At 32.6% G+C, this 26380-nt stretch carries 30 protein-coding genes; 18 read left to right on the top strand and 12 right to left on the bottom strand.

Annotated features, from left to right (window positions below):
* The first annotated feature begins 6 nt into the window (after positions 1–6).
* The 14 genes from EV02_RS07870 to fba all read left to right on the top strand — a co-directional run bounded on the left by EV02_RS07870 (position 7) and on the right by fba (position 12879).
* Entirely contained in the window at positions 7–1173 is a 1167-nt protein-coding gene (locus EV02_RS07870) for a hypothetical protein (protein WP_032518796.1), read from the top strand.
* Positions 1174–2229 carry a hypothetical protein gene (locus EV02_RS07875; RefSeq protein ID WP_032518795.1) on the top strand — a complete coding sequence of 352 codons (1056 nt, stop codon included), beginning with the start codon at positions 1174–1176 and terminating at the stop codon, positions 2227–2229.
* A complete protein-coding gene (gene ruvX, locus EV02_RS07880) occupies positions 2226–2687 on the top strand; it encodes a Holliday junction resolvase RuvX (RefSeq protein ID WP_032518794.1) in 462 nt (153 codons plus the stop codon). Before EV02_RS07875 ends, ruvX begins: the two co-directional genes overlap by 4 nt.
* Positions 2688–2713: 26 nt before the next feature.
* Entirely contained in the window at positions 2714–3250 is a 537-nt protein-coding gene (locus EV02_RS07885; protein WP_032518793.1) for a DUF3727 domain-containing protein, read from the top strand.
* A 5-nt stretch (positions 3251–3255) separates the two neighbouring features.
* Positions 3256–3750, top strand: a complete 495-nt coding sequence (locus EV02_RS0108540; RefSeq protein WP_032518792.1) for a YqeG family HAD IIIA-type phosphatase — start codon at positions 3256–3258, stop codon at positions 3748–3750.
* Positions 3747–4829, top strand: a complete 1083-nt coding sequence (gene proB / locus EV02_RS07890; protein ID WP_032518791.1) for a glutamate 5-kinase — start codon at positions 3747–3749, stop codon at positions 4827–4829. Before EV02_RS0108540 ends, proB begins: the two co-directional genes overlap by 4 nt.
* A 20-nt stretch (positions 4830–4849) precedes the next feature.
* Complete coding sequence (gene lpxD, locus EV02_RS07895) at positions 4850–5884, top strand: UDP-3-O-(3-hydroxymyristoyl)glucosamine N-acyltransferase (protein ID WP_032518790.1); 1035 nt, start codon at positions 4850–4852, stop codon at positions 5882–5884.
* A gap of 28 nt (positions 5885–5912) precedes the next feature.
* The gene (gene leuB, locus EV02_RS07900; protein ID WP_032518788.1) at positions 5913–6986 is read left to right on the top strand and encodes a 3-isopropylmalate dehydrogenase; all 1074 of its coding nucleotides are present in this window, start codon (positions 5913–5915) and stop codon (positions 6984–6986) included.
* Positions 6987–7075: 89 nt separating this feature from the next.
* Positions 7076–7972, top strand: coding sequence for a phosphoribulokinase (locus EV02_RS07905; RefSeq protein ID WP_032518786.1), 897 nt, complete (start codon positions 7076–7078; stop codon positions 7970–7972).
* 139 nt (positions 7973–8111) lie between these two features.
* On the top strand, positions 8112–8993 hold the full coding sequence (gene accD / locus EV02_RS07910) for an acetyl-CoA carboxylase, carboxyltransferase subunit beta (RefSeq protein ID WP_025890687.1): 882 nt from the start codon (positions 8112–8114) through the stop codon (positions 8991–8993).
* A gap of 1 nt (position 8994) precedes the next feature.
* Positions 8995–9387, top strand: a complete 393-nt coding sequence (locus EV02_RS07915; protein ID WP_032518784.1) for a hypothetical protein — start codon at positions 8995–8997, stop codon at positions 9385–9387.
* A gap of 2 nt (positions 9388–9389) precedes the next feature.
* On the top strand, positions 9390–10487 hold the full coding sequence (locus EV02_RS07920) for a Gfo/Idh/MocA family protein (RefSeq protein WP_032518783.1): 1098 nt from the start codon (positions 9390–9392) through the stop codon (positions 10485–10487).
* A gap of 103 nt (positions 10488–10590) precedes the next feature.
* Positions 10591–11658 (top strand): class I fructose-bisphosphate aldolase, encoded by a 1068-nt coding sequence (locus EV02_RS07925; RefSeq protein WP_032518781.1) that lies wholly within the window; start codon positions 10591–10593, stop codon positions 11656–11658.
* A gap of 147 nt (positions 11659–11805) precedes the next feature.
* Complete coding sequence (fba, locus tag EV02_RS07930; protein ID WP_011376344.1) at positions 11806–12879, top strand: class II fructose-bisphosphate aldolase; 1074 nt, start codon at positions 11806–11808, stop codon at positions 12877–12879.
* A 50-nt stretch (positions 12880–12929) separates the two neighbouring features.
* Here the strand turns inward: fba and purQ are convergent, their stop codons facing one another.
* The 5 genes from purQ to EV02_RS07950 form a co-directional block, all read right to left on the bottom strand.
* Positions 12930–13595: a phosphoribosylformylglycinamidine synthase subunit PurQ gene (gene purQ / locus EV02_RS07935; RefSeq protein ID WP_025945869.1), complete on the bottom strand. Its 666-nt coding sequence runs from the start codon at positions 13593–13595 to the stop codon at positions 12930–12932.
* 1 nt (position 13596) lies between these two features.
* Positions 13597–13851 (bottom strand): phosphoribosylformylglycinamidine synthase subunit PurS, encoded by a 255-nt coding sequence (purS, locus tag EV02_RS07940; RefSeq protein ID WP_025955611.1) that lies wholly within the window; start codon positions 13849–13851, stop codon positions 13597–13599.
* Between the two features lie 97 nt (positions 13852–13948).
* Complete coding sequence (locus EV02_RS09380) at positions 13949–14113, bottom strand: hypothetical protein (protein ID WP_193742598.1); 165 nt, start codon at positions 14111–14113, stop codon at positions 13949–13951.
* 45 nt (positions 14114–14158) lie between these two features.
* Positions 14159–15223, bottom strand: a complete 1065-nt coding sequence (locus EV02_RS07945) for a GTP-binding protein (protein WP_032518779.1) — start codon at positions 15221–15223, stop codon at positions 14159–14161.
* A 9-nt stretch (positions 15224–15232) separates the two neighbouring features.
* Positions 15233–15745: a pentapeptide repeat-containing protein gene (locus EV02_RS07950; RefSeq protein ID WP_032518778.1), complete on the bottom strand. Its 513-nt coding sequence runs from the start codon at positions 15743–15745 to the stop codon at positions 15233–15235.
* A gap of 63 nt (positions 15746–15808) precedes the next feature.
* Here EV02_RS07950 and EV02_RS07955 point away from each other — a divergent pair, with 63 nt between their 5' ends.
* Genes EV02_RS07955 through ilvD form a run of 3 tightly spaced genes read left to right on the top strand, consistent with a single transcriptional unit; the run spans position 15809 to position 18443 of the window.
* A complete protein-coding gene (locus EV02_RS07955; protein WP_032518777.1) occupies positions 15809–16426 on the top strand; it encodes a uracil phosphoribosyltransferase in 618 nt (205 codons plus the stop codon).
* 29 nt (positions 16427–16455) lie between these two features.
* Positions 16456–16746 (top strand): hypothetical protein, encoded by a 291-nt coding sequence (locus EV02_RS07960; protein WP_011376338.1) that lies wholly within the window; start codon positions 16456–16458, stop codon positions 16744–16746.
* A gap of 23 nt (positions 16747–16769) precedes the next feature.
* Entirely contained in the window at positions 16770–18443 is a 1674-nt protein-coding gene (ilvD, locus tag EV02_RS07965; RefSeq protein WP_032518776.1) for a dihydroxy-acid dehydratase, read from the top strand.
* Between the two features lie 20 nt (positions 18444–18463).
* Here ilvD and EV02_RS07970 read toward each other — a convergent pair whose 3' ends face one another.
* From EV02_RS07970 to glpX, 7 genes are all read right to left on the bottom strand, one after another.
* A complete protein-coding gene (locus tag EV02_RS07970) occupies positions 18464–18850 on the bottom strand; it encodes a hypothetical protein (protein WP_032518775.1) in 387 nt (128 codons plus the stop codon).
* Positions 18840–19388 carry a CIA30 family protein gene (locus EV02_RS07975; protein WP_032518774.1) on the bottom strand — a complete coding sequence of 183 codons (549 nt, stop codon included), beginning with the start codon at positions 19386–19388 and terminating at the stop codon, positions 18840–18842. The genes EV02_RS07970 and EV02_RS07975 overlap by 11 nt, the downstream gene beginning before the upstream one ends.
* Positions 19389–19418: 30 nt before the next feature.
* Positions 19419–20156 carry a 6-phosphogluconolactonase gene (pgl, locus tag EV02_RS07980; RefSeq protein ID WP_032518772.1) on the bottom strand — a complete coding sequence of 246 codons (738 nt, stop codon included), beginning with the start codon at positions 20154–20156 and terminating at the stop codon, positions 19419–19421.
* Positions 20144–21562 carry an NADP-dependent phosphogluconate dehydrogenase gene (gene gndA / locus EV02_RS07985; protein WP_032518770.1) on the bottom strand — a complete coding sequence of 473 codons (1419 nt, stop codon included), beginning with the start codon at positions 21560–21562 and terminating at the stop codon, positions 20144–20146. The genes pgl and gndA overlap by 13 nt, the downstream gene beginning before the upstream one ends.
* Before the next feature lie 95 nt (positions 21563–21657).
* The gene (locus EV02_RS07990; protein ID WP_032518768.1) at positions 21658–22953 is read right to left on the bottom strand and encodes a glucose-1-phosphate adenylyltransferase; all 1296 of its coding nucleotides are present in this window, start codon (positions 22951–22953) and stop codon (positions 21658–21660) included.
* Positions 22954–23083: 130 nt separating this feature from the next.
* Entirely contained in the window at positions 23084–24394 is a 1311-nt protein-coding gene (locus EV02_RS07995; RefSeq protein WP_032518767.1) for a glutamyl-tRNA reductase, read from the bottom strand.
* Positions 24395–24412: 18 nt separating this feature from the next.
* A complete protein-coding gene (gene glpX / locus EV02_RS08000; RefSeq protein WP_025890675.1) occupies positions 24413–25414 on the bottom strand; it encodes a class II fructose-bisphosphatase in 1002 nt (333 codons plus the stop codon).
* Positions 25415–25601: 187 nt separating this feature from the next.
* On the opposite strand from glpX, the gene rpe reads away from it, so the two are divergent.
* Positions 25602–26357 carry a ribulose-phosphate 3-epimerase gene (gene rpe / locus EV02_RS08005; RefSeq protein WP_032518765.1) on the top strand — a complete coding sequence of 252 codons (756 nt, stop codon included), beginning with the start codon at positions 25602–25604 and terminating at the stop codon, positions 26355–26357.
* Positions 26358–26380: the final 23 nt, after the last annotated feature.

Genomic DNA, 26380 nt, shown 5'->3' with positions numbered 1-26380 from the left:
TAAAAAATGATATTAATAAATATCCTCTTAGTTCTTTTAATTTTTTTAATTCTTTCAGATTTATATATTAAAAACTCACCTAAATCAAAGTTAAAGCTGGTACCTATAAATTACAAAATTAAAAAAAAGGATGGTTTAAACGAATTAATTATTGATTTAAAAATAACTAATAAAAGTAAAACTAAAGAGACGATGGTATCTAATATAAATTTTGAATTAGATTTTTTTAAAAATAAAAGTAACGAATATTCCCAAAATTTTAATTATCAAGAAGATATTTTTATATATGATAATAATAAAATTAAGAATTTAAAAAATTACTGGCCAACAACAATTATCAAGTCAAATTCAGAATTATTTGTAAGAATCATATATAAATTTAGCAATAATAATTTTAGAAAAAAAATAAAATATCTATGGTTAAAAGTATTTTGGGAAAACTATGGACATTTTGGTATTTCAAATAATAAGGATTGTTTATTAATTAATTTAGATGGTCAAAAACAAAGGCCGAAAGAAGTTTTTGAAATTCCAATAAATAATAAATATAAAGCTTTTGCTATTCAAACTGATTTACTTGGTTGCTTTGATAACCCAGTAAATACTGTGATTGAATACTGCAAAGGAATTGTAGAAAAAAATGATATTTTAACTATCGGTGAGAGTCCGCTAGCGATTATGCAAAATAGATATATTTCCCCTCAAAATTTAGAATATAGTTTATTTTCAAAAGCTTTATGTTATTTTTTTCACCCTACAAGCAGTCTCGCAACAGCCTGCGGCATGCAATTATTAATAAATAGAATCGGAGTCACAAGAATAACCTTTGCACTATTTGTTGGATATCTCTTCAAATTAGTTGGGATTAAAGGTATGTTTTATAGGTTAACTGGTTCAGAATCCTCTCTCATTGATGATATAAGTGGCACAGTTACACCTTACGACAAGAGTATAGTTATGGGTCCTCTCAATGCTGATTTATTTTGTGAGGAGGTCTCAAACTATCTAAATATAGATGTTGCTGTTGTTGATGTTAATGATCTTGGAGGTGTAAAAGTCTTAGCAAGTTCAAATAAAAAAGTAAATAAAATACTTAAAAGAAGCTTATTATCTAATCCAGCTGGCAATGGAGATGAAAAAACCCCTATAGTATTAATAAGAGAAAAAAAGTAAATGAAAAAAGATACCTCTTATTCTTTTCAATCTAAAAAAGGAATGGAAGTAACTTTTGAAGAACTCCATATACGGCACATTAATCTTTTAATAGATATTAAAAATAAGGAATTGAATAATTGGTTTTTAAAAATGGCAATTATAAATACCTTTGATGACTTAAAAATCTTCTTGAATAATCTTAAGAAAAATAAAAATAAATGCATAATTGCTATAGATGGAAACGAAATTATTGGTTATTTGAATATTTTTCCTTTAAACAAAAAAGAGACTTGCTTAAAAATATCTAAGCCCAAGTTAATTAATAGCAAGTGTTCTTTAACAGATAAACAATTAACTTTAGGATTGATAAAAAAATCTATCTCAATAAAAGAAAACAAAACTTCAAGTTGGATAATTAATTCAGATATAAATAATGTTGACCTTATATCAAACTCAAGAGAATTAGGCTTTCAACCTTTTGAAGAGATAATCCTTTGGGATGGTTCTGATCAAAATAAACCTACAAATCAAAATACCAATGCCTATACATTAATTAACGAATTCCAAAACATTAATAAACAAAATATATTGAAAATAGTTAATTTCATAAGATCAAATCAATCTCCCTTAATAAGAAATATTTTAGATTTTGATCAAGACGACATTCTTAAAAGAAATAACTCTAAGAGTGGTGCCTTAATATATGAAAATTCTGTTTTATGTACAATTTTAAAAGATATTAATTATCAAAATGAGGAAATTTATACTTTAACTATAAGTAGATATTGGGATGATAGATTCAATTCTATTTTAAAAGAGTTTATAAAAAGATTTTTTGAAAAATCACCTGTTTCATATTTAAAAACCTATAAAGAAAATTCTCAATTAAATGTTTTTCTCGAAGAGTGTAATATCAAAGAAAAAAGTCAAGAAATAATTCTTATTAGGAACACAATAATTAAGAATGAAGCTAAACAAGTAAATATAATAAATCAATCTTTGGAATCAATCTTTGAAAAATTAAGTCCACAAGGTAATCCATATCCATCTCCTTTCCCATTAAAAACAAAGTGAAATTCTGCAAACCCAAACCCAAGTCAATTTTGAGTTTGGATATAGGTACCAAAAGAATAGGATTAGCCTATTGTGATCCCCTCTGCATAACATCAAATATACTTCCAGCAGTAAAACGATTTGAAAATAATAAAGAGATTAAAATAATTAGAAATTATATAAATGAATTTAATTTGACTGGTTTTATTGTGGGTATTCCGCTAGATGAGGAAGGTCAAATGACCACTCAAGCTATTGACTGTAAAAATTATGGTCAATTACTTTCAAATGAATTAAGGCTTCCATTTTCTTATGTCAACGAACATAGTTCAACTTGGGAATCTTCAGAAAGATTTGGAATAAAAAAAGATAAATCCGGATTGATTGATAGTTTTTCAGCAAAAATAATACTTGAACAATGGATCGAAGAAGGTCCTGAATTAGAAGAAATAACTGGTAAACATCAGATAAAATATTAGTATTAAAAAGCATAGATAATTTTTAAATGAAAGAAGCCAATTTAAATGATAATTATGATGCACAGACTCTTTTATTAAATGACTCAAATGGGAACAAGCTATTTTGTTATCTTGAACAATTGGTAAGTGTTGAAGACCAAGAATATGCTTTATTAACGCCAGTTGATACACCAGTAAGTCTTTTTAAGATAAATGAAAAAGATGAACCTGAACTAATTGAGAAAATAGATAAAAATGAACAAATACTAAAAAATGCTGAAGCAGTTCTTCAAGAGCATGATTTAAGACTTATAAGATCAGCAGTTACATTAACAGTATCAGGAGAACTTGAAGAACCAATTTACGATGAATTAGAAGAAGATTACGTAGATGATGATAGTGAGAGTTATGAATTGCTCGTTAACTTTAATCTTTTTGACCAAGAATATGGCTTATATATACCACTAGATCCTTTTTTTATTGTTGGTAAATTAAAAGACAAAGGTGCCTTATTAGTTGAAGATGATGAGTTCGATAAAATTCAACCTTTGATTGAAACTGAGCTTGAAAAAAGTAGTTCTTAAAATAAATGAGATCTATCCTAAAAGTCAATTGGGATTCAAACTTACCAATATATAATATTTCTCAATCTGAGTTGCAAAAAAAAGGGATTAATTCTTTATTGCTGGACGTGGATGGGACTCTAGTAAATAGAAAATCAAATATGATCCCAAAAGCTGTAAAAAATTGGATCATAGAATCTAAAAAACTTTTCTCCTTATATCTAATAAGTAATAATCCATCAAAAAAAAGAATTTCAAAAATAGCGAAAGAATTAAATTTAAGATATAAATACAATGCATCAAAACCTAGAAAAAAAGTAACTTTGTCTGCTATCAAAGAAATTGGCAGAGAGCCAAAAAATATAGCCATTATTGGCGACAGAATTTTTACAGATATTATTGTTGGGAATAGATGTGATATAAAAACAATATTAGTTAAGAGATTAAATAGAGACGGCTTGCCTTTAAAATTTAATTTAACTTTGACAATAGAAAAATTAATTTCTCATTTTATAAAATGAAAACTTGGGTTATAAAAATTGGGACTAGTATTTTAAGAGGAACAGAGGAAACATCTACAGAAGAAGTTATTGAAAACCTTTCTAGATCGTTTGCAAGTTTTCTTTCGAAAGGAAACAAGTTAGTTTTAGTAACTAGTGGAGCCGTTGGATTAGGTTGCCAAAAATTAAATCTTAAAACGAGACCAAATGATTTAAGTACACTTCAAGCTACAGCTGCAGTAGGTCAAGTTAATTTAATGTCCTTATACGATAAAGTATTTAATAAATTAGGTCATAATATTGCTCAAATTTTAATAACTAAAGCTGATTTCAATTCACGAGAATCTTTTAATAACGCTTCTAAAACTTTAAAAAGATTAATCGATTTGAATGTTATTCCAATAGTAAATGAAAATGATACCGTAGCAAATGAAGAGCTTAAATATGGAGATAATGATACCCTCTCTGCTTTAGTTGCCTTGGCTATAAATGCTAACAAGCTTATTTTATTAACCGATATTGAAAATCTATACTCAAAAGATCCACGTAATAATAAAGATGCGCAACCTATCAAGGAAGTTCATAATAGTGAATTAAAGGAAATTAAAAATAAAAATATTCACAACTCAAATAATGAATGGGGAACAGGAGGAATTTCTACAAAATTAATTTCTGCAGAAATAGCAACAAAAGGAGGAGTCGAAGTCCAACTTGTTGATGGAACTAATAAAAAAAACTTAATTGAAATATTTAATGATAATAAAATTGGAACTTTATTTTATCCAGTAGAAAAACCTATTGGGAACAAAAAAAGTTGGCTTTCTCATGCAATTCAAACAGTAGGGAAAATAACTCTAGATGATGGCGCTTCTTTTGCAATTAAAAAAAAAGGTGCCTCACTTTTAGCGGTAGGTGTTAAGAATGTAGAAGGAAACTTTACGATTAATCAGGCAGTTAAAATCGTAAATAAAAATAATAAAGAAGTTGCAAAAGGTTTAGTATCAATAAGTAGCGACAAATTAAGAAGTATCTTAAATAATAAAGAAAATAACAACTCCTCGATAATAGTCGTACATAGAGATGTTCTTGCTCTCTCTTAGAAAAAAATTAAAACTGAAAAATGCTTTTAAGTGATTTAGTTGATCTAATAAAAAAAGGAAATTCAAATTTTATTAGTGCCAATATTTTCGAAGATTTAAATATAGATGATGCTGCCTCATTAGATGCTGCAGTTAAACATCAAATATCTTTTTTAGAAGAAAATAATATTCTTAAAGAAAAATTAGATCAAACTAAAGCATCAGCAATAATAACTACTAACAACAATGGAATCGTTAGTGCCCTAAACAAACTTAATATCTCAAATATAATCGTTAAAAATCCAAGAATTGCATTTGCAGAAGTATTGGATTGTTTATATAAAACTATCAATTTCAAACCAGGAATTCATGCTTCAGCAGTTATAGATAAAACAGCAATAATTGGAGCAGATTGCCATATTGGACCTAATGTCTATATTGGAGAAAATACTGTAATTGGAGACAATAATCATATTCTTCCTGGATCATCAATTTTAGGCAATGTTCGAATAGGTAATAATAATATAATTCATCCAAATTGTGTTATTTATGAAAATACCACTCTAAAAAATAATTGTGTAATTAATTCAAATTCTGTTATTGGATCAGAGGGATTTGGTTTTATTCCTGAAAATGGCAAATGGGTAAAGATGCCGCAAAAAGGTGGTGTAAAAATAATGAGTTTTGTAGAAATTGGAACTAATTGTTGTATTGATAGACCAGCAGTTGGATTTACTTTTATTGATGAGGGAACAAAGTTGGATAATTTAATACAAATAGGTCATGGCGTAAAAATTGGAAAGAATTGTGCATTTGCAGCTCAAGTTGGTATCGCTGGAGGAGCAAATATTGGAGATGGTGTTATTTTGGCAGGGCAAGTAGGAGTCAATAATAGAGTAAAAGTTGGTAATAATGTCATTGCGAGTTCAAAATGCGGAATCCATTGTGACATTGAAGATGGCAAGGTAATTAGTGGTTTCCCCGCGATGGAAAATAAATCATGGCTAAGGAGTTCAAGTATTTTTAAAAAATTACCAGAATTAGCAAAAAAACTTAGACAATTAGACAAGCAATAATTTATTGTTCTATTAAACAAAAATTTAAATGAATAAATATAAGATTGTTTTATTGTCAGGAGACGGAATTGGACCAGAGATTTCAGAAGTTTCAAAAAAAGTTTTAAAAAAGCTTTCAAAAAATCATAATTTCGATATTGAGATTATTGAAAAATTATTTGGAGGGATAGCGTATGAAAAATATGGTACTCCTGCTCCAGATGAGACACTAGATCAATGCAAAAAAAGTGATGCAGTACTTTTAGCATGTGTTGGAGATATAAAATATGATTCGCTTGCAAGAGAATTAAGACCAGAAAGTGGGTTACTAAAGTTAAGATCTGCCTTAAACCTTTTCGCAAATATCAGGCCTGTCAAAATAAGAAAATCTCTCTTGGAATCAAGTACATTAAAAAAAGAAATCGTTGAGCATGTAGATCTTATTGTTGTAAGAGAATTAATAGGGGGAATTTATTTTGGAAAACCAAGAGGACATATAACAAATACAAAAATCCCAAAAGCTTTCAATACGATGGTTTATGATTCGACCGAAATAGAAAGAATAACTGAAATAGCAATAAAAATTGCCAACCAAAGAAATAAAAAAATATGTTCTGTTGATAAATCAAACGTTCTTGAGGTTAGTCAATTGTGGAGAGATACAGTTTTAAATATCACCTTAAAAGATAAAAATATATCTCTAAGCAATATGTACGTCGATAATGCAGCAATGCAATTAGTTAGAGATCCTGGTCAATTTGATGTGATTTTAACTAGTAATTTATTTGGAGATATTTTAAGCGATTTAGCCGCAATGTTAACTGGTTCTATTGGTATGCTTCCATCTGCTTCTTTAAACAATAATGGTCCAGGCGTTTTTGAACCTGTTCATGGTTCGGCTCCTGATATAGCCGGTAAAAACATTGCTAATCCTATTGCAATGCTTTTATCTGCTTCCATGATGTTAAAAATTGGATTAAATGAAGAAGAAGCTGCAGAAAATTTAGAAACTGCCATTGATAAAGTTTTATCAAAAGGTTTTAGAACAGCAGATTTAGCTGATGGGTCTAATGAAGTTTTATCTTGCAGTGAAATCGGAGATAAAATATTGGATGAAATTTAAAAAAAAATTAATAAATAAAAAAATATTTTTAAGTAAAACATAAAGTTGGCATATGACCTGTCAGAATCATTAGATATTGTTTTAAAAAAATGTCAAAACGTCATCCAGTAGTCGCTGTAACAGGATCTTCAGGAGCAGGAACAAGTACAGTAAAAAGAGCCTTTGAGCATATTTTTGCCAGAGAAGATATTGTTCCAGCAGTTGTAGAAGGTGATAGTTACCACAGATTTGAAAGAATGCCAATGAAAAAAGCTATGGCAGAAGCTCTTGCAAAAGGTGAAAATTTCTCTCATTTTGGTCCAGAGGCTAATCTTTTTGACAAGTTAGAAGAGCTTTTTAAAATCTATGGTGAAACTGGTGGAGGAAAGAAAAGATATTATCTACATAGTCTTGAAGAAGCAGAAGAACATAATACAAGACTTGGGACATCCCTAGAACCTGGGCAATTTACTCCATGGGAAGATATCCCTGAGGGAACAGACGTACTTTTTTATGAAGGTTTGCATGGCGGGGTAGAAGGAGATGGATACAATGTGTCATCTTATGCTGATTTACTTGTTGGCGTTGTTCCAATAACAAATTTAGAGTGGATTCAGAAAATCCATAGAGATAACGCAGAAAGAGGTTACTCAGCTGAAACCATTGTGGATACGATATTGAGAAGAATGCCTGATTATATAAATCACATCTGCCCACAATTCAGCAAAACCGATATTAATTTCCAAAGAATTCCCACAATTGACACTTCAAATCCTTTCATATGCAGAAATATCCCAACTCCTGATGAGAGCTTTGTGATCATACATTTCAGAAAAGGGGCGAGAGAGAAATGGGGTATTGATTTTCAATACTTGCTTGGAATGATTAATGATTCATTTATGTCAAGTCCCACAAGTATCGTTGTAAATGGTGGAAAAATGGGTTTCGCAATGGAACTAATTCTTACTCCAATAATTCATAAAATGATTGAGGAGAAAAATAAATAATAATTTATTTCGAGTATTAACTCAAATAATTATATTTTTAACTTTGAGGAGTTTCTAATTTAGAAAATCTCAAATATTTATATATCTTTCTTGATAAAAGTACCTAACTTAGATTTAAATAGAAAAAAAAGGAAACGTTGTGTCATTAATCGACTGGTTTGCCGCAAGGCGTAAAGATCAATTTGTTGGGAAAGTTTCCCAAGATACTGACGAAGGAGATGGTTTGTGGGTTAAATGTTCAGAGTGTTCGCAAGTAGCCTATAGAAAAGACCTAATTTCAAATTTCAATGTTTGTAGTAATTGTGGACACCACAATAGGATTAATAGCGATGAAAGGATAAATATTATTGCTGATAAAAATTCATTCAAAGAATTTGATAGTTCACTAAGTCCTACAGATCCTTTGGGTTTTAAAGATAGAAGAGCGTATGCTGATCGAATTAAAGAAAGTCAAGCAGGTACAGGTTTAAGAGATGGAGTAGTAACAGGTATCTGTTCTGTGAATTCAATGCCTTTAGCATTAGCTGTTATGGATTTTAGATTTATGGGAGGATCCATGGGTTCAGTAGTTGGTGAAAAAATTACAAGAATAATCGAGAGAGCAACTTTGGAAAATTTTCCTATTCTTATTGTTTGCGCATCAGGAGGAGCAAGGATGCAAGAAGGTATGTTAAGTCTCATGCAAATGGCAAAAATATCTGGAGCACTAAAAAAGCATAAAGAGAAAAATCTCCTATATATGCCCTTGTTAACTCATCCAACTACTGGAGGAGTAACAGCCAGCTTTGCGATGTTAGGTGATTTAATTTTGGCGGAACCTAAAGCACTTATTGGATTTGCTGGAAGAAGGGTTATAGAACAAACATTAAGAGAAAAATTACCCGATAATTTTCAAACAGCTGAATATCTGCTTGAGCATGGTTTTGTTGATGTAATAGTCAAAAGGAAAGATCTCAAGGATACTCTAACTAAAATTTTAAAAATTCATGGTGTCAAAGAACTTGCAGAAGCAAATATATAAAATGAGAATAATTTCTAATTTATTTTATTTTTCTTTAAGCCTTTTACTCTTTATTTTAAACTTTGCCTCCTATTCATATGCGATAGGAAATGTTGATTGGGTTCTTCTTAAAGAGAATGATGATGGGAAAGAATGGATTGATAAAGGGAGTATTAAAACGCTACCAAATGGAGAAATAAGTGTATTATCAAAGTTCTTTAAGAATCCAACTAATTCTGATGATGATGGAGAGTTATCACTTTATGTAATGAGAATTAATTGCAATGAAAAAAAGTTCAAAGATACATCAATAAATGGAATTCCTCAATTCAATTCAAAATGGCAAACTTCTAATAATGATGAACTTATAGATGTTGTTATTGAAAATAGCTGTTCAGAGTTTATTAATGAATAAGAATGAATACTAAAAATAAAAAATTAAAAATAGCAATCGCTGGACTAGGGTTTGGGAAAAAAGTTCATTTAGAGGCATTAAAAGAGTCTGATCACTTAACTCCTGTAGCAATTTATCATTATGAGGAAAAGCAAAAATCGATATTAGAAAAAGAAACGGGCTTAGATTTTTTTCATAATTGGGAAGACTTAGTTAAATCTCCAAAAATTGATGGAATTATTATTGCCACCCCTCCTGAATCAAGATTTAAGTTAGCAAAGCAAGCTCTTGAGAATAATAAAAATTTGCTCCTAGAAAAACCCGTTTCAATATCCTCCTCAGAAATTGAAGAGCTTCAGAGAATATCTTTGATTAATAATTTAACCGTATGTGTTGATTTTGAATATAGAGCAGTGCCTCTTTTCCTTCAGACAAAAAAACTTATTGATGAAAATATCTTAGGAGATATATATTTAGTCAAATTAGATTGGTTAATGGGCAGTAGATCCGATCCCAAAAGATCCTGGAATTGGTATTCATTGGAAGAAAAAGGTGGAGGAGTTATTGGCGCCTTAGGTACTCATGCATTTGATATGTTGAATTGGTTTTTTGGAGAAGCAATAAACGTGACTGGTAAGTTAGCAACATCAATAAAAAAAAGACCTTTACCAAATTCATCTGATTTAAATGATGTTACGAGTGAAGATGTATGTTTAGCCAATATAGAAATATCAAACTACAGCTCGAATCTTATTCCATGTCAGGTATCTTTATCATCGATTTCTAAAAATGGTAGAGGATTTAGTTTAGAAATATATGGAAGCGAAGGTTCACTTATTCTTAAAAGCGAAAACCAAAAAGATTATGTACATGGTTTTAATTTGAAATATTCAAACAACGAAAATAAAATACAAAATCTAACTGCAGATTCAAGATTTAATTTTGAAAAAACATGGACTGATGGAAGAATAGCTCCAGTTTTAAGAATTCAAAATTTATGGGCTGAGAGTATTTTTAATCAAACACCTATCATTCCAGGATTATGTGAGGGACTTGCGAGTCATAAAGTTTGTGAAGCTATAAGAGAATCTTCTAAAAACGGATTAAGAATCAAAATTTAAAGCTATACATTTATAAGTAGCAATTATCACCCGATGAAGTATTGGATTGATTTTATTTTTTTTTCATATTCTGGAAAAATCAATTGAACTGAATTATTAAAGAATGGCTTTAAATTATTACAAAAATGAGCTTAAAGAAAACGCTCAACTACTAGCTTCTAAAGGGAAAGGGATATTAGCGGTAGATGAATCCACTAAAACAGTAGGTAAAAGACTCGCTGGAATTGGCGTTGAGAATACTGAAGACAATAGGAAGGCATATAGAGGAATGCTTTTTACTACAGAAGGCCTTGGGAAGTATATAAGTGGTGCAATCCTCTTCGAAGAAACTCTTTATCAGAATCACCAAGATGGTAAGTCAATGGTTAAGAAACTAAATGATCTAGGTATTATTCCAGGTATAAAGGTCGATAAAGGTCTAAATCCACTTCCTGGAGGAGGAGATGTAGAAACTTTTTGCTCTGGCCTAGATGGGTTAGTTGAAAGAGCAGCAAAATATTACGAACAAGGAGCAAGATTTGCAAAGTGGAGAGCAGTTCTGCAAATTACAAATGATGGTTGTCCTTCAAAACTATCAATTCAAGAGAATGCATGGGGATTAGCAAGGTATGCAAGGTCCGTTCAAGAATCTGGTTTGGTACCAATTATTGAGCCTGAAATCTTAATGGACGGCGACCATACTATTGAAAAAACCGCTGAAGTTCAAGAAGAGGTAATAAAGCAGGTTTATATTGCCTGTCAAGCAAATGGAGTTTTTCTAGAAGGGACTCTATTAAAACCTTCTATGACTGTTAATGGAGCAGATTGTCCAACAAAGGCTGATCCTATGAAAGTTGCTGAAATGACAATAAGAACTATGGAAAGGTGCGTTCCTGCCTCAGTTCCTGGAATAGTTTTCTTATCAGGAGGGTTAAGCGAAGAAGCTGCTTCTGTCTATTTAAATAATATGAACACTCTTTACAGGAAAGCTTTATGGAATGTTTCATTCTCCTATGGAAGAGCATTACAGCACTCATGCTTAAAGGCCTGGAAAGGAAGCGACGTTGAAGGCGGGCAAAAAGCATTAATAGCAAGAGCCCAGGCAAACTCTGAAGCATCAAAAGGCGCCTATGTAGCAGGATCTCAACCTTCATCTGATGAGCAATTGTTTGTGGCAGGCTACACTTACTAACTAAAAAATCCTAAAAATATACTCTGGGTCATAAAATTAGTTTCTTTAATTTAGTATTTTGTATATCTAATGACGTGACATTTGATACCTCTTTATACTAAACTCTCGGAAACATATGCTTTATATAGCATTTAACTTATTTTAATTATGGCCCTCGTTCCACTAAGACTACTTTTAGATCACGCTGCTGAGAATGGTTACGGTATTCCAGCTTTCAATGTTAATAACCTTGAGCAAGTTCAAGCAATTATGGAAGCAGCATATGAAACTGATAGTCCTGTAATCCTCCAAGCTTCAAGAGGGGCAAGAAATTATGCAGGAGAAATTTTCTTACGTCATCTAATCCTTGCCGCTACAGAAACATATCCTAATATTCCAGTGGTAATGCACCAAGACCATGGTAATGAGCCATCAACATGTTATTCAGCAGCAATAAATGGTTTCACATCAGTAATGATGGATGGTTCTCTAGAGGCAGATGCAAAGACACCCGCTAGTTACGAATATAATGTTGCAGTTACTAAAAAAGTAGTAGATTTTGCTCATTCAGTTGGAGTAAGTGTTGAAGGAGAGTTAGGTTGCTTAGGTTCATTAGAAACAGGAAAAGGTGAGGCAGAAGATGGCCATGGATTTGAAGGTGAACTTTCTACAGATATGCTTTTGACTGATCCTGAAGAAGCGGCAGATTTTGTTGCCAAAACAAAAGTTGATGCATTAGCAATTGCTATAGGTACAAGTCATGGTGCATATAAATTCACGAGGAAGCCAACAGGAGAAGTTCTTGCAATAAGCAGAATTGCTGAGATCCATAAAGCTCTTCCAAATACACATCTTGTAATGCACGGATCTAGTTCAGTGCCTCAGGAATGGTTGGACATCATTAACAAATATGGTGGGGAAATCCCTCAAACATATGGTGTTCCTGTTGAAGAGATTCAAGAGGGAATAAGAAATGGAGTTAGGAAAGTCAACATTGATACCGATAACAGACTTGCTTTCACTGCCGCGGTTAGAGAGGCAGCATTTGCTGACAAGGCAAACTTTGACCCAAGACATTTCAACAAACCTGCTAGAAAATACATGAAGCAAGTTTGTCTTGATAGATACAAGCAGTTCTGGTGCGAAGGTCAAGCAAGTAAGATCAAACAAAACAGCACCAATTACTTTGCTGATCTTTATGCTAAAGGTGATTTAGATCCAAAAGTAAAAGCTACTGTTTAATTTCTTCCCAAATTAAATAAAAAAAGACCTCCACAATTTGGGGTCTTTTTTTATTTCAATATTAACGATTTTAATGTAAATAGACCGTCAGTTCCACCGATTGTCTCGTCACATGCACGCTCTGGATGAGGCATTAAACCTAGAACATTTCCCTTTTCATTAGTTATACCTGCAATATCGAATGAGGATCCATTAGGATTATTTTTATATCTCAAAGCGATCAATTCATTATCTACAAGTTTTTTTAAAGTATCAGAATCACAATGATATCTTCCTTCCCCATGCGCTATTGGCAACTTAATGGTTTGTTTTTCACCTCCATTATTAAACCATCCTCCTTTTGAAGAAATGATATCAAGTTCAACATCATCACAGATGAAATTAAGATTTTTATTTGCAGTAAGGGCACCAGGTAAAAAGCCTGATTCTGTCAAGATTTGAAACCCATTACAAATTCCTAAAACTCTTTTCCCGCTTTTTACAAACTCATCCAAGGCATTTATTAATGGAGAGAATCTCGCAATTGCTCCGCATCTTAAATAATCACCATAGCTAAATCCTCCTGGTAAAACTATTGCATCTACGTCACTTAAATCTGAAGACTCATGCCACAAGTATTTTGTTCTTATGTCTAAACAACCTTCCAATGCCCATGAAACATCACGATCACAATTAGAACCAGGAAAGACAACAACTCCTACAGTAAAATTATCCATCTTACAATTTTTCTAGTGAATACTCATAATCTTCAATAACAGTATTTGCGAATAACCGATCACACAATAAATTAATTTTTTCTCTTACCTCGTTTTCACCATTACCTTCTATTTTTACCTCAATCATTTTTCCTATACGTAATGATTTTATTCCCTCGGCTCCAAGTTTTATAGAGGCAGATTTAGTAGCTTCCCCTGCTGGATCTAAAACTGAGGGTCTTAGTCTAACAAAAACTTTTACAGCAAATTGGTCCAATTAAAAATTAATTTCTACTAGAAGATTAGTTTAAATTTTAATAAAAAGTACTATTGATTAATAAACAAATATTTTTACCTTAAGGTTCTCTGAGTTATTAGATGTTTATGTAGCCTCTGCCAAAACAAACTAAGCAAGTTCTTCTTGAATTTTCCTGAGTTTTAAAGTTTCCTGCCCCACCACATTTTGAACATTTTATTTTATCAATTGATGTAACTTCGTCAGAGATTTTTTGTTTTAATACAATTTTTGGATGTTCCATATTGGGCTGTCAACTTCTTTAGTATCTCGACAGCTAACTATAATGTCAAATTGCTATTTTTGGTTCACTTAAAATCTTAAATTTCTCTTTAATTTTTCTATTGAAAGTTTTTATAGATTTTTCATCAAAGGAAATTATTACTAATTCAAGCCCAGCATTATCATTTGGTCTCCAACAATTGTCTGGAGCTTCTTCAAACCAAGTAATAATTTTCTTTCCAACAATTTGTATTTGTAAAGGCAATGATTTATTTGGTATCCAAATACGTCCTTTTATTCGAAGAATGTTTAATTCATCCAAGATTTTTGACATCTCTTTTTCAAAGTCATTTTTTTCAAGGAAATAATTTGATTTAATTAAATCTGATACAAGCTCTACATGATTATGGTCATGTTCTTCAGTTAAAAATTCTTTATAAGTCTCTTTTTTAAAATTAAAGTCAAATAGATAATTTAAATCAATTTTGCCATTCTTGGATTTAAGGACTGGTGTAGATGAGTTTAGACTTCCCTGAATTTTATTTTTTACAACATCAAACTGATGATCATTTAAGATATCTGATCTAGAGATTAAAACGATATCAGAGACTTCAAGTTGTTCCTCAAAAAGTTCTTCAATAGAAGCGTTGTGATCAATTCTATCTGTATCATTATATTGTTTTGTTATTTTATTTAAATCATTAATTGGAGAACCATTAAGCATTGATTCTCCATTAACGATACCAACAACTACATCAAGATAGATGGAAGTCCTAATCTCAGGCCAGTTAAGTGCTTGAATTAAGGGAATTGGTAATGCCAAGCCACTTGTTTCGATAATTATTGATTCGATAGGAGGATTAAATTCTAGAAGAGCTTTTATTGATGGAACAAAATCATCTTGAACAGTACAACATAAACATCCATTGTTTAATTCGATAACGCAGTTTTCTTCAGATTCATCACATTTATCACAACTTTTAATTAGATCACCGTCAATTCCAACATCACCAAATTCATTAATTATTAAACCAAATTTTTTATTACTCTCTTTTAATAGATATCTTAGAAAAGTTGTTTTACCTGAACCAAGAAATCCCGAAACAACAATAACTGGAATTTTTTTTTTCATCTTTTATGATTAACAACCTAAGCTATATTCCGTACTCTCACCTGTAGAACTATTTGTGCCATTAGCAATCGCACATAATTGTTTTTGTTGTGTACGACTAAGAACAGCATCCGTAAAATCTGCACCATCTATTTTTGCACCTTCAAAATTACTCTCCATTAATAAGGCATTAGTAAAATTAACATCCGAAAGATCAGCATCTGTAAAGTCTGTTGCATAAGCTAGTGCATCTCTTAAATTTGCTCCAGTAAACTTTGAGTTTTGCAATTTACTATTATTAAACACCGCCCCTTCTAAATTACTTTCACTGAAATTAAACCCATTCAAATCAAACTTAACGTATTCGTTACCGCTTAAGTCTTGACCATGCATATCTGGCTCTAAATTAAGGTCTTGCTGATTTCTAATCTCAGGAGGTCTTTTAGCCCATGCAGAATTTACAGAATTAAAAAATAAAATCCCAACGAATAACAAAGTAATTAGTGCATTCTTTAGTGAGGGGAAAGCGATTGATTTAATCATAATAAGACTGTATTTTAGAACTTAAGTATTTAAAGTTTGTAAGAGTATTTTAAAGGAAAATATATGGCAATGTCACTAAAGGTTATTGTTCCTCCTCATCCATTAATAAAACATTGGCTTTCAATATTGCGAGAAAAAAATACTCCAAAAATTTTGTACTCAACAGGATATGAGCAATTAGGGAAATGGCTTACATATGAAGCATTACGTAATTGGCTGCCATATAAAAAAGAAATAGTAAATACTGATAATGGAGAAGCGGATGGATTCTTTATTAATAATGATTATCCAATAAAAGTGCTCGCAATGTTGCCCGAAGGGTTATCTCTTTGGTTTGGATCTAAAGAAGTAATTCCTAATTCAACCCTCTCATTAGGAGAACTTCCTAAAACTATTGAATCAAATGAAGGAGTTATATTTTATTCAGAACAAATAACGACAAAATCAACAACATTAGAAACTTTAATTAAATTAAAGGAATTAGGTGTTGATTCAAATAGGATTCTTTTAATAACAGCTATTTGCTCAAATAAAGGGTTAAATGAAATCGCGAAAATACTACCTAATCAGGTAATTTACACTTCTTGCATAGATGAGGAAGACGAAAAAACACAATTATTAGTACCGGGGATTGGGAATCCTCTATCGCGTTTAAGTACTATATTTCAAGATAAGAACTAATATAGAATATAGGAGTAAATATTTTACCAATGTCTGAATACAGAGATTCGTCTTCAAATAATCTTTTATCATTAATAAGCGGTGCTTTTATTGGAGCAGCTGGTCTAGCTTGGTGGCTAATATCCGAAGCAGACAAAAGAAAGGAGGAAAAAAAACAAAAAGCAATGATGTATTCTTCCAGAATTCAAGACGGTTCAGAAGCGATTGATTCAAATGAAAATATAAATGAAGTTGAAGGAGAGAATCTGGAGAAGAAAGTTGAGCAACTTAATTCTGCAATTGCTGATGTGAGGAAGCAACTTGAAGAGTTAGGGCAATAGAATAAAAAAGGTTCTCAAATAATATGAATAAACTCAGATCATCTGCAATAACACAAGGTGTGCAAAGATCCCCTAACAGATCGATGTTAAGAGCTGTTGGATTTAATGATGAAGACTTTAATAAACCTATTATTGGAGTTGCAAATGGATACAGCACCATAACACCTTGCAATTTGGGTTTAAATAAGTTAGCTCTAAAAGCCGAAGAGTCAATAAAAAGATCAGGTGGGATGCCTCAGATGTTTGGGACTATAACAGTAAGTGATGGAATTTCTATGGGAACAGAGGGCATGAAATATTCCCTAGTTTCAAGAGAAGTTATTGCTGATTCAATTGAAACAGCATGCAATGCTCAGAGTATGGATGGAGTACTTGCTATAGGTGGATGTGATAAAAATATGCCTGGTGCCATGATTGCGATTGCAAGAATGAATATTCCCTCAATTTTCATTTATGGAGGGACAATAAAGCCTGGGAAATTGCATGGAGAAGATCTTACTGTTGTTAGCGCATTTGAAGCTGTTGGACAATTAACATCAGGCAAAATTAATGAAGAAAGGCTAATCCAAGTTGAGAAAAATTGTATTCCTGGTGCTGGTAGCTGTGGAGGAATGTTTACCGCTAATACAATGTCCGCTGTTATTGAAGTATTAGGGTTAAGTCTTCCTCACAGTTCCACTATGGCTGCTGAAGATCTTGAAAAAGAACTAAGTGCAGATAAAAGTGCTGAGATATTAGTCTCTGCAATAGAAAAAGATATAAGACCTTTAGACCTAATGACTAAAAAAGCATTTGAAAATGCAATATCAGTAATTATGGCAATTGGCGGATCAACAAATGCGGTATTACACATCTTAGCTATTGCGAATACTGCAGGAATAGATATCAATATTAATGATTTTGAGAGAATCAGGCAAAAAGTACCCGTTATTTGTGACCTTAAACCCAGTGGTAAATATGTGACCGTAGATCTACATAAGGCAGGTGGGATTCCACAAGTGATGAAAATACTTTTGAATGCAGGATTAATTCATGGCGATTGCAAAAACATTGAAGGCAAAACCATCTCAGAATACTTACAGAATATTCCAGATAAGCCTCCAACAAATCAAAATGTCATAAGAGATATAGATGACCCTCTTTATAAAAAAGGACATTTAGCGATATTAAAAGGCAACTTAGCGAGCGAAGGTTCTGTAGCCAAAATTAGCGGAGTAAAAAACCCTGTATTAACAGGTCCAGCAAAGATTTTTGAAAGTGAAGAGGATTGTTTAAAATCGATATTGAATAATGATATCAAAGCTGGTGATGTTGTTGTTATTAGAAACGAAGGGCCTGTAGGAGGTCCAGGTATGAGAGAGATGTTAGCTCCAACATCTGCAATTGTTGGTCAAGGCCTCGGAGAGAAGGTGGCCTTAATTACCGATGGCAGATTTAGCGGAGGTACTTATGGTCTGGTTGTGGGTCATATAGCCCCAGAGGCTGCTGTTGGCGGAAATATTGCTCTAATAAAACAAGGTGATTTGATTACAGTAGATGCTGTAAAACAACTAATTGAAGTTGATTTATCTGACGAAGAATTAGAAAAAAGAAAAAAGGATTGGGTTAAGCCTACATCAAAATACAAAAGAGGAATTCTTTCAAAATATTCGAGAATCGTAAGCACATCAAGTTTAGGGGCTGTTACTGATTTATAGATCAGCTGAAAGTTTATTTATTAATCAATAAAGCTTTTTATCCTATTTGCTAGGTTTTCCAATCTAGCGCTGTATTTTGGTGAGTTGCATTTTTTTCCATTATTGCTATTCATCCACAATGTTTTAACTCCACACCACAATATTGGTTCATCAGGAAAATTAAGCTTAGAGATAACTAAAACTAACTCTTTATTTGATTTAAAAAGTTCTAATTCAAGATCGTAAATTTCTAATCTTTTACCTTCTTTATCTCGACATAAGATATTAACCCTCAAATCAATATCTTCTTCCTCGATTTCGTATTCACCATTTGTTTTTACGACAGAATGAACAAAAGGTTTATTTGTTAAATCTGCTGACTTAGCGATTAAGCTCTCTATATTTTTAGATGGATTTTCAAATAACACTTATTGATTTAATTAAAACTTTTATGGAACCCTGTTTAAACTCATTATTAAGTAATCCATCATCACCAAACTTAGAGTGTAGTAGTTGCAATCTTCTAATTTTAGAGGGCTTAAATTTAAATGGGAACCGTACCTTATTAGCTCTTACTGAAGGTTTTAGCGCATTAAACGGAATTTGAACATTTGTTGTTCCGAATTTTTTTGTTGGGAATGATTTAATCCATCTAAGACCACCAGGAATAAATTCGGTTAGTCCAAGAAGATCATCTTCACAAGCAACAGCAAATTTAAAAGTTCTTCCTTGTCCGTCAATATTTAATTCGAAAGATGAATATTCAGATACGTTTAAAGATGGTTTATAAATAGGCGATCTACAACTAACAAATCCTCCAGCTTTTTCGACAATGTTACCCTTTAATAACAAACCAGAATTTGAAATTTCACAAAAAGCTGAACTTGATCCGCCCATAACAGTATCATTTAATGTTTTCCATCCATCGAACTCCTTTTTCTGGAATAAAAATTTTTTCTTACTCATTAAATAATTTAAATTATTAATAGACTTTAACTAAATTTCTAATTCTTTTGCTGAATCCTGATCGCAAAATATTGAAATTTGATTAATAGATTTTATTAATTTTGATGGTGTTCTATCTGGCGGCTCTTTTTCATCTAATAACCTCTCAAGAGCAATTCTTTTAGAAGCTCCACTAACTAAAAATACTATCTTTGATGAGGCTGAAAGGACCTTTGGCGTTAATGAAATTCTTTTTAATCCTTTGCCTTCATTAAAAATCACAAAATCATCTACATTATTATTTTTTTGATAAGGAAATAGAGAAGCTGTATGACCATCGTCCCCAAGACCTAATAAAGTTAAATCAAAGGAGGGAGGATTTGATCCGCATTTTTCAAATAATTTAGAAATAAATTGATTTTTTGTAGTTTCATCATCAGCGTTTAAATCATTGAAAATTTCATAAAAATAAGCTTTAGATCCGAAATTAGTTAACAAAGAGTTTTTCAACATTAACGAGTTACTTAATTCTGAATTTGGATCAACACATCTTTCATCTCCTAAAAAGACATCAACCATATCCCATCGAAGATCACTATTAGATAAGAGATGATACACAGATTTGGGAGTTGAACCTCCACTTACACAAAATTTAAACCTGTCTTTCTTTTTTAAAGTATGAATAATGTGGCTTTGAATAAACTTAAAAACCGTCGTTGATAGTTCTAACTTGTCTTTGTATATATTTAAGGTGTATCCATTTCTGACCTTTTCAATCATTTCATCCATTCAGTATGAAAACTACCTTCCCTATCAATTCTTTCATATGTATGAGAGCCAAAACAGTCTCTCATTGCCTGAACAAGATTCTGAGGAAGTCTATTGGTTCTATAACTATTCAAATAATCTAGAGTACTGGATAAACATGGGACTGGTATACCAGCTTTTGTGGATAGAGAAACAACTTTAGCTAAGTTATCTAATCTTGTCGAAATTTCATTATTAAACCAATCATCAAAAATTAAATTTTTTAGATTAGGGTCTTTGTTATAAGCATCTTGAATTTTACCTAATAATTTTGATCTAATTATGCAACCACCTTTCCATATTTGAGCAATTGACGGCATATTCAAACCATAATTATATACTGCAGATGCTTCTCTTAAAATATCCATACCTTGGGCATAGCTAGCAATTGTGGCAAGGACTACAGCATCAAATAAAGGTTTCATTCCATCTGATATATTTCCTAAATCAAAATCCTCTATCTCTTTAGATGGAATAGTTTTTTCAATCTCACTACGTTGCTCTTTTAAAGAACTCATTACTCTTGCATTTAAAGATGCATAAATAGTTGGGACTGATACCCCCAGCTCTAGAGCACTTACAACAGTCCATAACCCTGTACCTTTCTGGCCAGCTTTATCTAATATTTTTTCCACGACATCATCTCCAGTTATCTCATCTTTTGTATTTAGACAAATCTCTGTTATCTCAACAAGATAAGAAGCTAATTCATCAGTATTATTCCAAATACCAAATACCTCTGACATCTGCTGTCCATTCATACCTTTGACTCTCTTCATAAGGTCATAAGCTTCTGCGAGTATTTGTTCAATTCCATATTCAATTCCGTTATGAACAGTTTTCACAAAATGACCTGAACCTCCTGGTCCAACATATGCAACACATGGTCCGTCTTCAACTTTAGCAGCCATTTTTGTTAATAAGCTTTCTATTGCATCATATGAAGCCTTAGTACCGCCAGGCATCATACTTGGGCCTTCTAGAGCTCCTTTGGCACCACCTGATACTCCCATTCCAATGTATCCAAAACTTTTACTTTCAAGAGTATTTACCCTTCTTTCTGTATCTTTAAATTGAGAATTACCGCCATCTATTAATAAATCTCCTTCCTCGAGATATCCAGAAATATTGTCTATAACAGCATCTGTCGCGGGTCCAGCTTTTACCATCATTAGGATTCTTCTAGGCCTCTCTAGCTTGTTAACAAATTCTTGGAGAGTTTCAGCTCCCTCTATATTCTTCCCAAGACCGCGACCTTGTAAAAATTCTTCAGTTTTTGAGTAAGTCCTATTAAAAACTACACTAGAAAATCCATTTCTCTCTGCGTTAAGAACTAAATTTTCGCCCATAACACCAAGACCTATTAAACCAAAATGTGCCTTGGACATAAAAAATTAAAAAACTCAATAAATATAGTGTGCCTACAACTCAACGAAATTGCTCAAAAAAAATACTTATGTCAGCGAAAAATGATCGAAAAGATTTAAATAACAGTTCCGTTTGCAATCGTTGCATTTTTAACTACAACAACAATTCCATTTCTTATATAGAAGCCTAATTCTGGCTTATCTGCTTCTTCTACTCGATCTTTATTGATGATAACGACATTATCACCAATCCTTGTATTTTTATCAAGAATTGCTCTTTTTACAGTAGTTCCTTCACCTACTCCAAGAGGAGTTCCGCCTCCTTTTCTTAATTCAATCCTCTCTTCAGGTGATTCAAAGAAATCGGCTCCCATAACAAGAGTATCCTCAAGAACCGAATCACTTTCAATCCTGCTTCTAACTCCTAAAACACAATGCAAAATACTGCACGACTTCAAGATTGTACCTTCACAAACTATTGAATCAGTAATTTGAGCATCTACAAGTTTAGAAGGGGGGAGAAATCTAGGTCTTGTATAAATTGGAAATTTCTCATCATAAAAGCTAAATGGGGGTTTTGGTTGCTCAGTTAATGCAAGGTTTGACTCAAAGAATGCCCCAATGGTACCAATATCTTCCCAATAATCATCGAATACATAACTTTTAAGAGTATCGCCTCTATTGAGGGCTTCTGGAATTATGTCCTTACCAAAATCTGTATAATTAGGAAATTTATTAAGAAGATCGAAAAGAGTATTTCTGCTAAAAACGTAAATCCCCATAGAGGCTAGATAAGGTTTCTCGGCAGCTGAATCCTTACTTAATCCAAATTTTGAAGTATCTACTGCCATTGCCTTCAACTTCTCTCCAGTAGGCTTTTCACTGAATTCTTTTATATTTCCTAAATCATCGGTTCTCATGAGGCCAAAACCTTCTGCTTGAGCTTCATCCACAGGTAAAGCTGCAACAGTTAAATCAGCGCCATTATCTCTATGATGTTGAACAAATAAACTGTAATCCATTCTGTACAGTTGATCCCCTGACAAAATTAAATATTCATCAACATCCCATTCTTGAAATAACCATTGGTATTTTCTTACAGCATCAGCAGTACCTTCAAACCATTTGGGACTATCAGGTGTCTGCTGCGCGGCTAAAACCTCCACAAATCCTTGGCCGAAAGGGCCATTTAAATTATAAGTTCTTCCTATATGTCTATTTAGAGATGCACTATTGAACTGGGTCAATACGTACATTTTTTCAATGCCTGAATTTATACAATTACTAATTGGGATATCTATTAAACGATACTTACCTGCCAAGGGCACAGCAGGTTTAGCCCTCATTTTTGTTAAAGGGTAAAGTCTAGAACCTTTTCCTCCTCCGAGGATTATGGCCAACACACGCTTCATTAAATCTAATGGAGGTAGATATACAACTACTTAAAGTAACTGATTATGGGCATATTTAGAAATACTAATGGTCAGTTTACGAAGGTATTTCGATAAATCACTGGAAAAACTTAATATAAATCGAAAAAAGTTAGTTATTTTTATCCTCTTCTACCAAAGAAAACAATTTTTCAACGATTTTCAAAGAAACTTGTCTTTCTTCTCTTGATTGAGGACTTCTCAACTTGGTAACAGGCGTGTGAAGTATTTTATTGATAATTCCTTTAGTAAGAGCTTCCACAACTTTTCTTTCTCGAGCCGAAAAATCTGGTCCCATCCTGCTAAGTGCTTTTTGCAATTCCTCTTTTCTAATTAACTCCAAATCTGATCTAAGTTTATTAATTACTGGAACCGCCTCTAAACTTGCCCACCATTCTAGAAAAATGATCCTTTCTTCTTCTACTAAAGATTCCGCTTCCTTTGCTATTTTCTGTCTAAATTCTTGATTTCTTGAAACGACCTCTTGTAAGTCATCAACATCAAATGATTTTACAAATTCATGTTGTTTTACATCATTAGATATATTTCTCGGTACACCAATATCAATAAATTTAAGTCTATTACTCAAATTTAATTTTTCAATTTTTGCGAGATCAATAATTGGCTCTTCAGAAGCAGTACTGGTAAAAACAATGGAAGATAGTGATATTTTTTCTTCTAATTCGTTTAAACCTCTACAAACAATCTCTAAATCAGGGAAGTCTTTAGCAAGATTTAATGCTCTATCAATATTTCTATTTAGAATGATAAGTTTATGACATCCTTTAGATTTTAGATGAGTTATTAAAAGCCTACTCATTCTTCCCGCGCCAACAACAAGAACATTCTCTGATTCCAAACTTACAAGAGTATCGAAACCCTTTTCTTGGCCTATTTTTAGTTGGGCAAGTTCTACCGCTGCTGAACTTATTGATACGGCTCCAGTTCCTAAATTTGTTTCAGATCTTACTTTTTTACCTGTACTAACTGATTGAGTTAATAATCTATTAAGAATTGGTCCGGTAGATTGATTCTCTTGACCTAATCTCATCATTTTTTTTACCTGCGAAAGGATTTGTCCTTCACCTAAAACGAGGCTATCTAGTCCTGCCGAGACTTTCATCAAATGCAAAACTGCTTCTTCCTGTCTAAAGCAAAAAAGATGTGGATTTAAATCTTCAAAAATAATTCCAGAATATTCTGATATAAATTCTTTTATAGATGAAATTCCAGTATTTTTATCCTTTACTAGTGCATATATTTCCAGCCTATTACAAGTACTTAAGATTGATACCTCTAATACATCAGAGAAAGCTTTTAATGCCTTCAATGATTCTGTTATAGATTGGTCAGGAATACTTAATTTCTCACGCACTTCAACAGGTGCCGTGCGATGACTCAGTCCGACGACAACAATATGCATAATATCAACAATGAATTTTTAAAGGCTGATACTCTTAGCACCATCTTTTATATGGACAGTATTTGTAAACCTTGCAGTACTATCTAATGTACTAATAACTAGACTGCTTGTCCTAACACAATCCCTTTCAAATTTAACTCCGTCAAATAGTAATCCATCAGTTATGCCACTTCCAGCGAAAACAACATTTTCTCCGGAGGCCAATTCATTAGCTTCATAGATTTTATCTATATCGGTTATGCCCATTTCATTGAGACGTTTTATATTTCCTTCTTTTGTGTAATCTGCCCATTCAGAAGTTTGAGCGATTGCTGGATCATAAACTAGTTGCCCTTGAAAGTGTCCTCCTAGAGCTCTCATTGCAGCAGCTGAAATAACGCCCTCGGGAGCAGCGCCTATACCCATCAAGCAATGTGTTCCAGTTCCTGCAAAACCACATGCAATCGCAGCTTGAACATCACCATCAGAAATCGGTTGTACTTTTGCACCACATCCTCGGATCTCCTTAATTAAATCTTTATGCCTAGTTCTATCCATTACAACAACAGTAAGCTCATCAATAGAAAGACCTAAGCAATCACTTAGTATCTTCAAGTTTTCAGTAGCTGAATTTCTAATATCTACTTTACCTTTGGCCGCAGGAGGTGCTGCTAATTTGTTCATGTAAAAATCAGGAGCATTGAAAAGGCCACCCGTATCAGAGGCAGCTAAAACGGCCATAGAACCTCTTTGATTGTTGGCACAAAGATTAGTTCCTTCACAAGGATCTACTGCAAAATCGACCCCTGGGCCACTCCCACTACCAACCTCTTCACCTATATAAAGCATAGGCGCTTCATCTCTTTCACCCTCTCCAATAACAATTTTCCCTTTCATTTCAATTTTGCCCATTCGCAATCTCATTGCTTCGACAGCTGCAGCATCAGCTTCATCTTTTTGACCAAGTCCTGTTAGTTTTGCTGAGGCAATAGCAGCTTGCTCGACAACTTCGAGAATTTCTTGAATTAAAGTTTGATTCACAATTAAATTTTGAGGATTTTCTTAAAGGTTTTGAGTATGATCTCATAAAAAATGTCATTTTTTATGAGAATTATTATGCTAGTAAGCTTTTTTTAACTCTTTACAGCTGATACTTTATCAGGCCGTGACTTGAAATTAGGAATAAACAACTAAATATAGTATCTTTATTAAATATTTTAAAAATAAAATGACTGAGTCAAATCAAACAATCTTAGCTGGTGTTAATAGACCAATTCAAATAATTCCTTCAGTTTTACCAGCTGATTGGGCAAATATGGGGGCATGTGTGAAAGAGCTCGAGGAGGCTGGGGTAGATAGAATTCAATTTGATGTAATGGATGGAAATTTCGTACCAAATCTTACGTTCGGTCCTGAAATGATTGCTGCATGCAGGAAATATTGTAATGTCCCTTTTGAAACTCAATTAATGGTGAGCCAATACAACTGTGAAACCATGCTTGAATCTTATGTTAACGCCACAAAAGGGGCGAATGGTGAACCAGGAGTAGTAATAGCTCATGCCGAAGCAAATATTCATTTGCATAGGGTTCTCGGAAGAATAAGAGATCTAGGAGGATCTCCTTCTGTTGCATTAAACCCTCATACTCCTTTTGAAATGATTAAAAACATTATGGATATGGTTGATCATGTTTTGGTTATGACAGTTAATCCGGGCTTTGGAGGACAAGCTTACATACCAACAATGCTTAATAAAATAAGAGAAATAAGAAACTTTATTATCGAAAAAAACTTAAATGTCGACATTGAAGTTGATGGAGGGATAAAAGCAAATTGGACTATTTCACAATGTGCCGATGCTGGTGCTAATTGTTTTATTGCAGGTAGCGGAATGTTTGCTTACCCAACATTAAAAGAAGGATGTGATGACTTGAGAAAAGTTGCACTAGAAGCACAAAAAGGGAATGTACTTTCAGAGTCTTAATCAATAAGATAGGTGATTTCTTA

The sequence above is a fragment of the Prochlorococcus marinus str. SB genome (genome assembly GCF_000760115.1).
Taxonomy (GTDB): Bacteria; Cyanobacteriota; Cyanobacteriia; order PCC-6307; family Cyanobiaceae; genus Prochlorococcus_A; species Prochlorococcus_A marinus_D.
The sequence above is the reverse complement of the archived record's forward strand: the minus strand, read 5'-3'. Positions and strand labels throughout refer to the sequence as shown.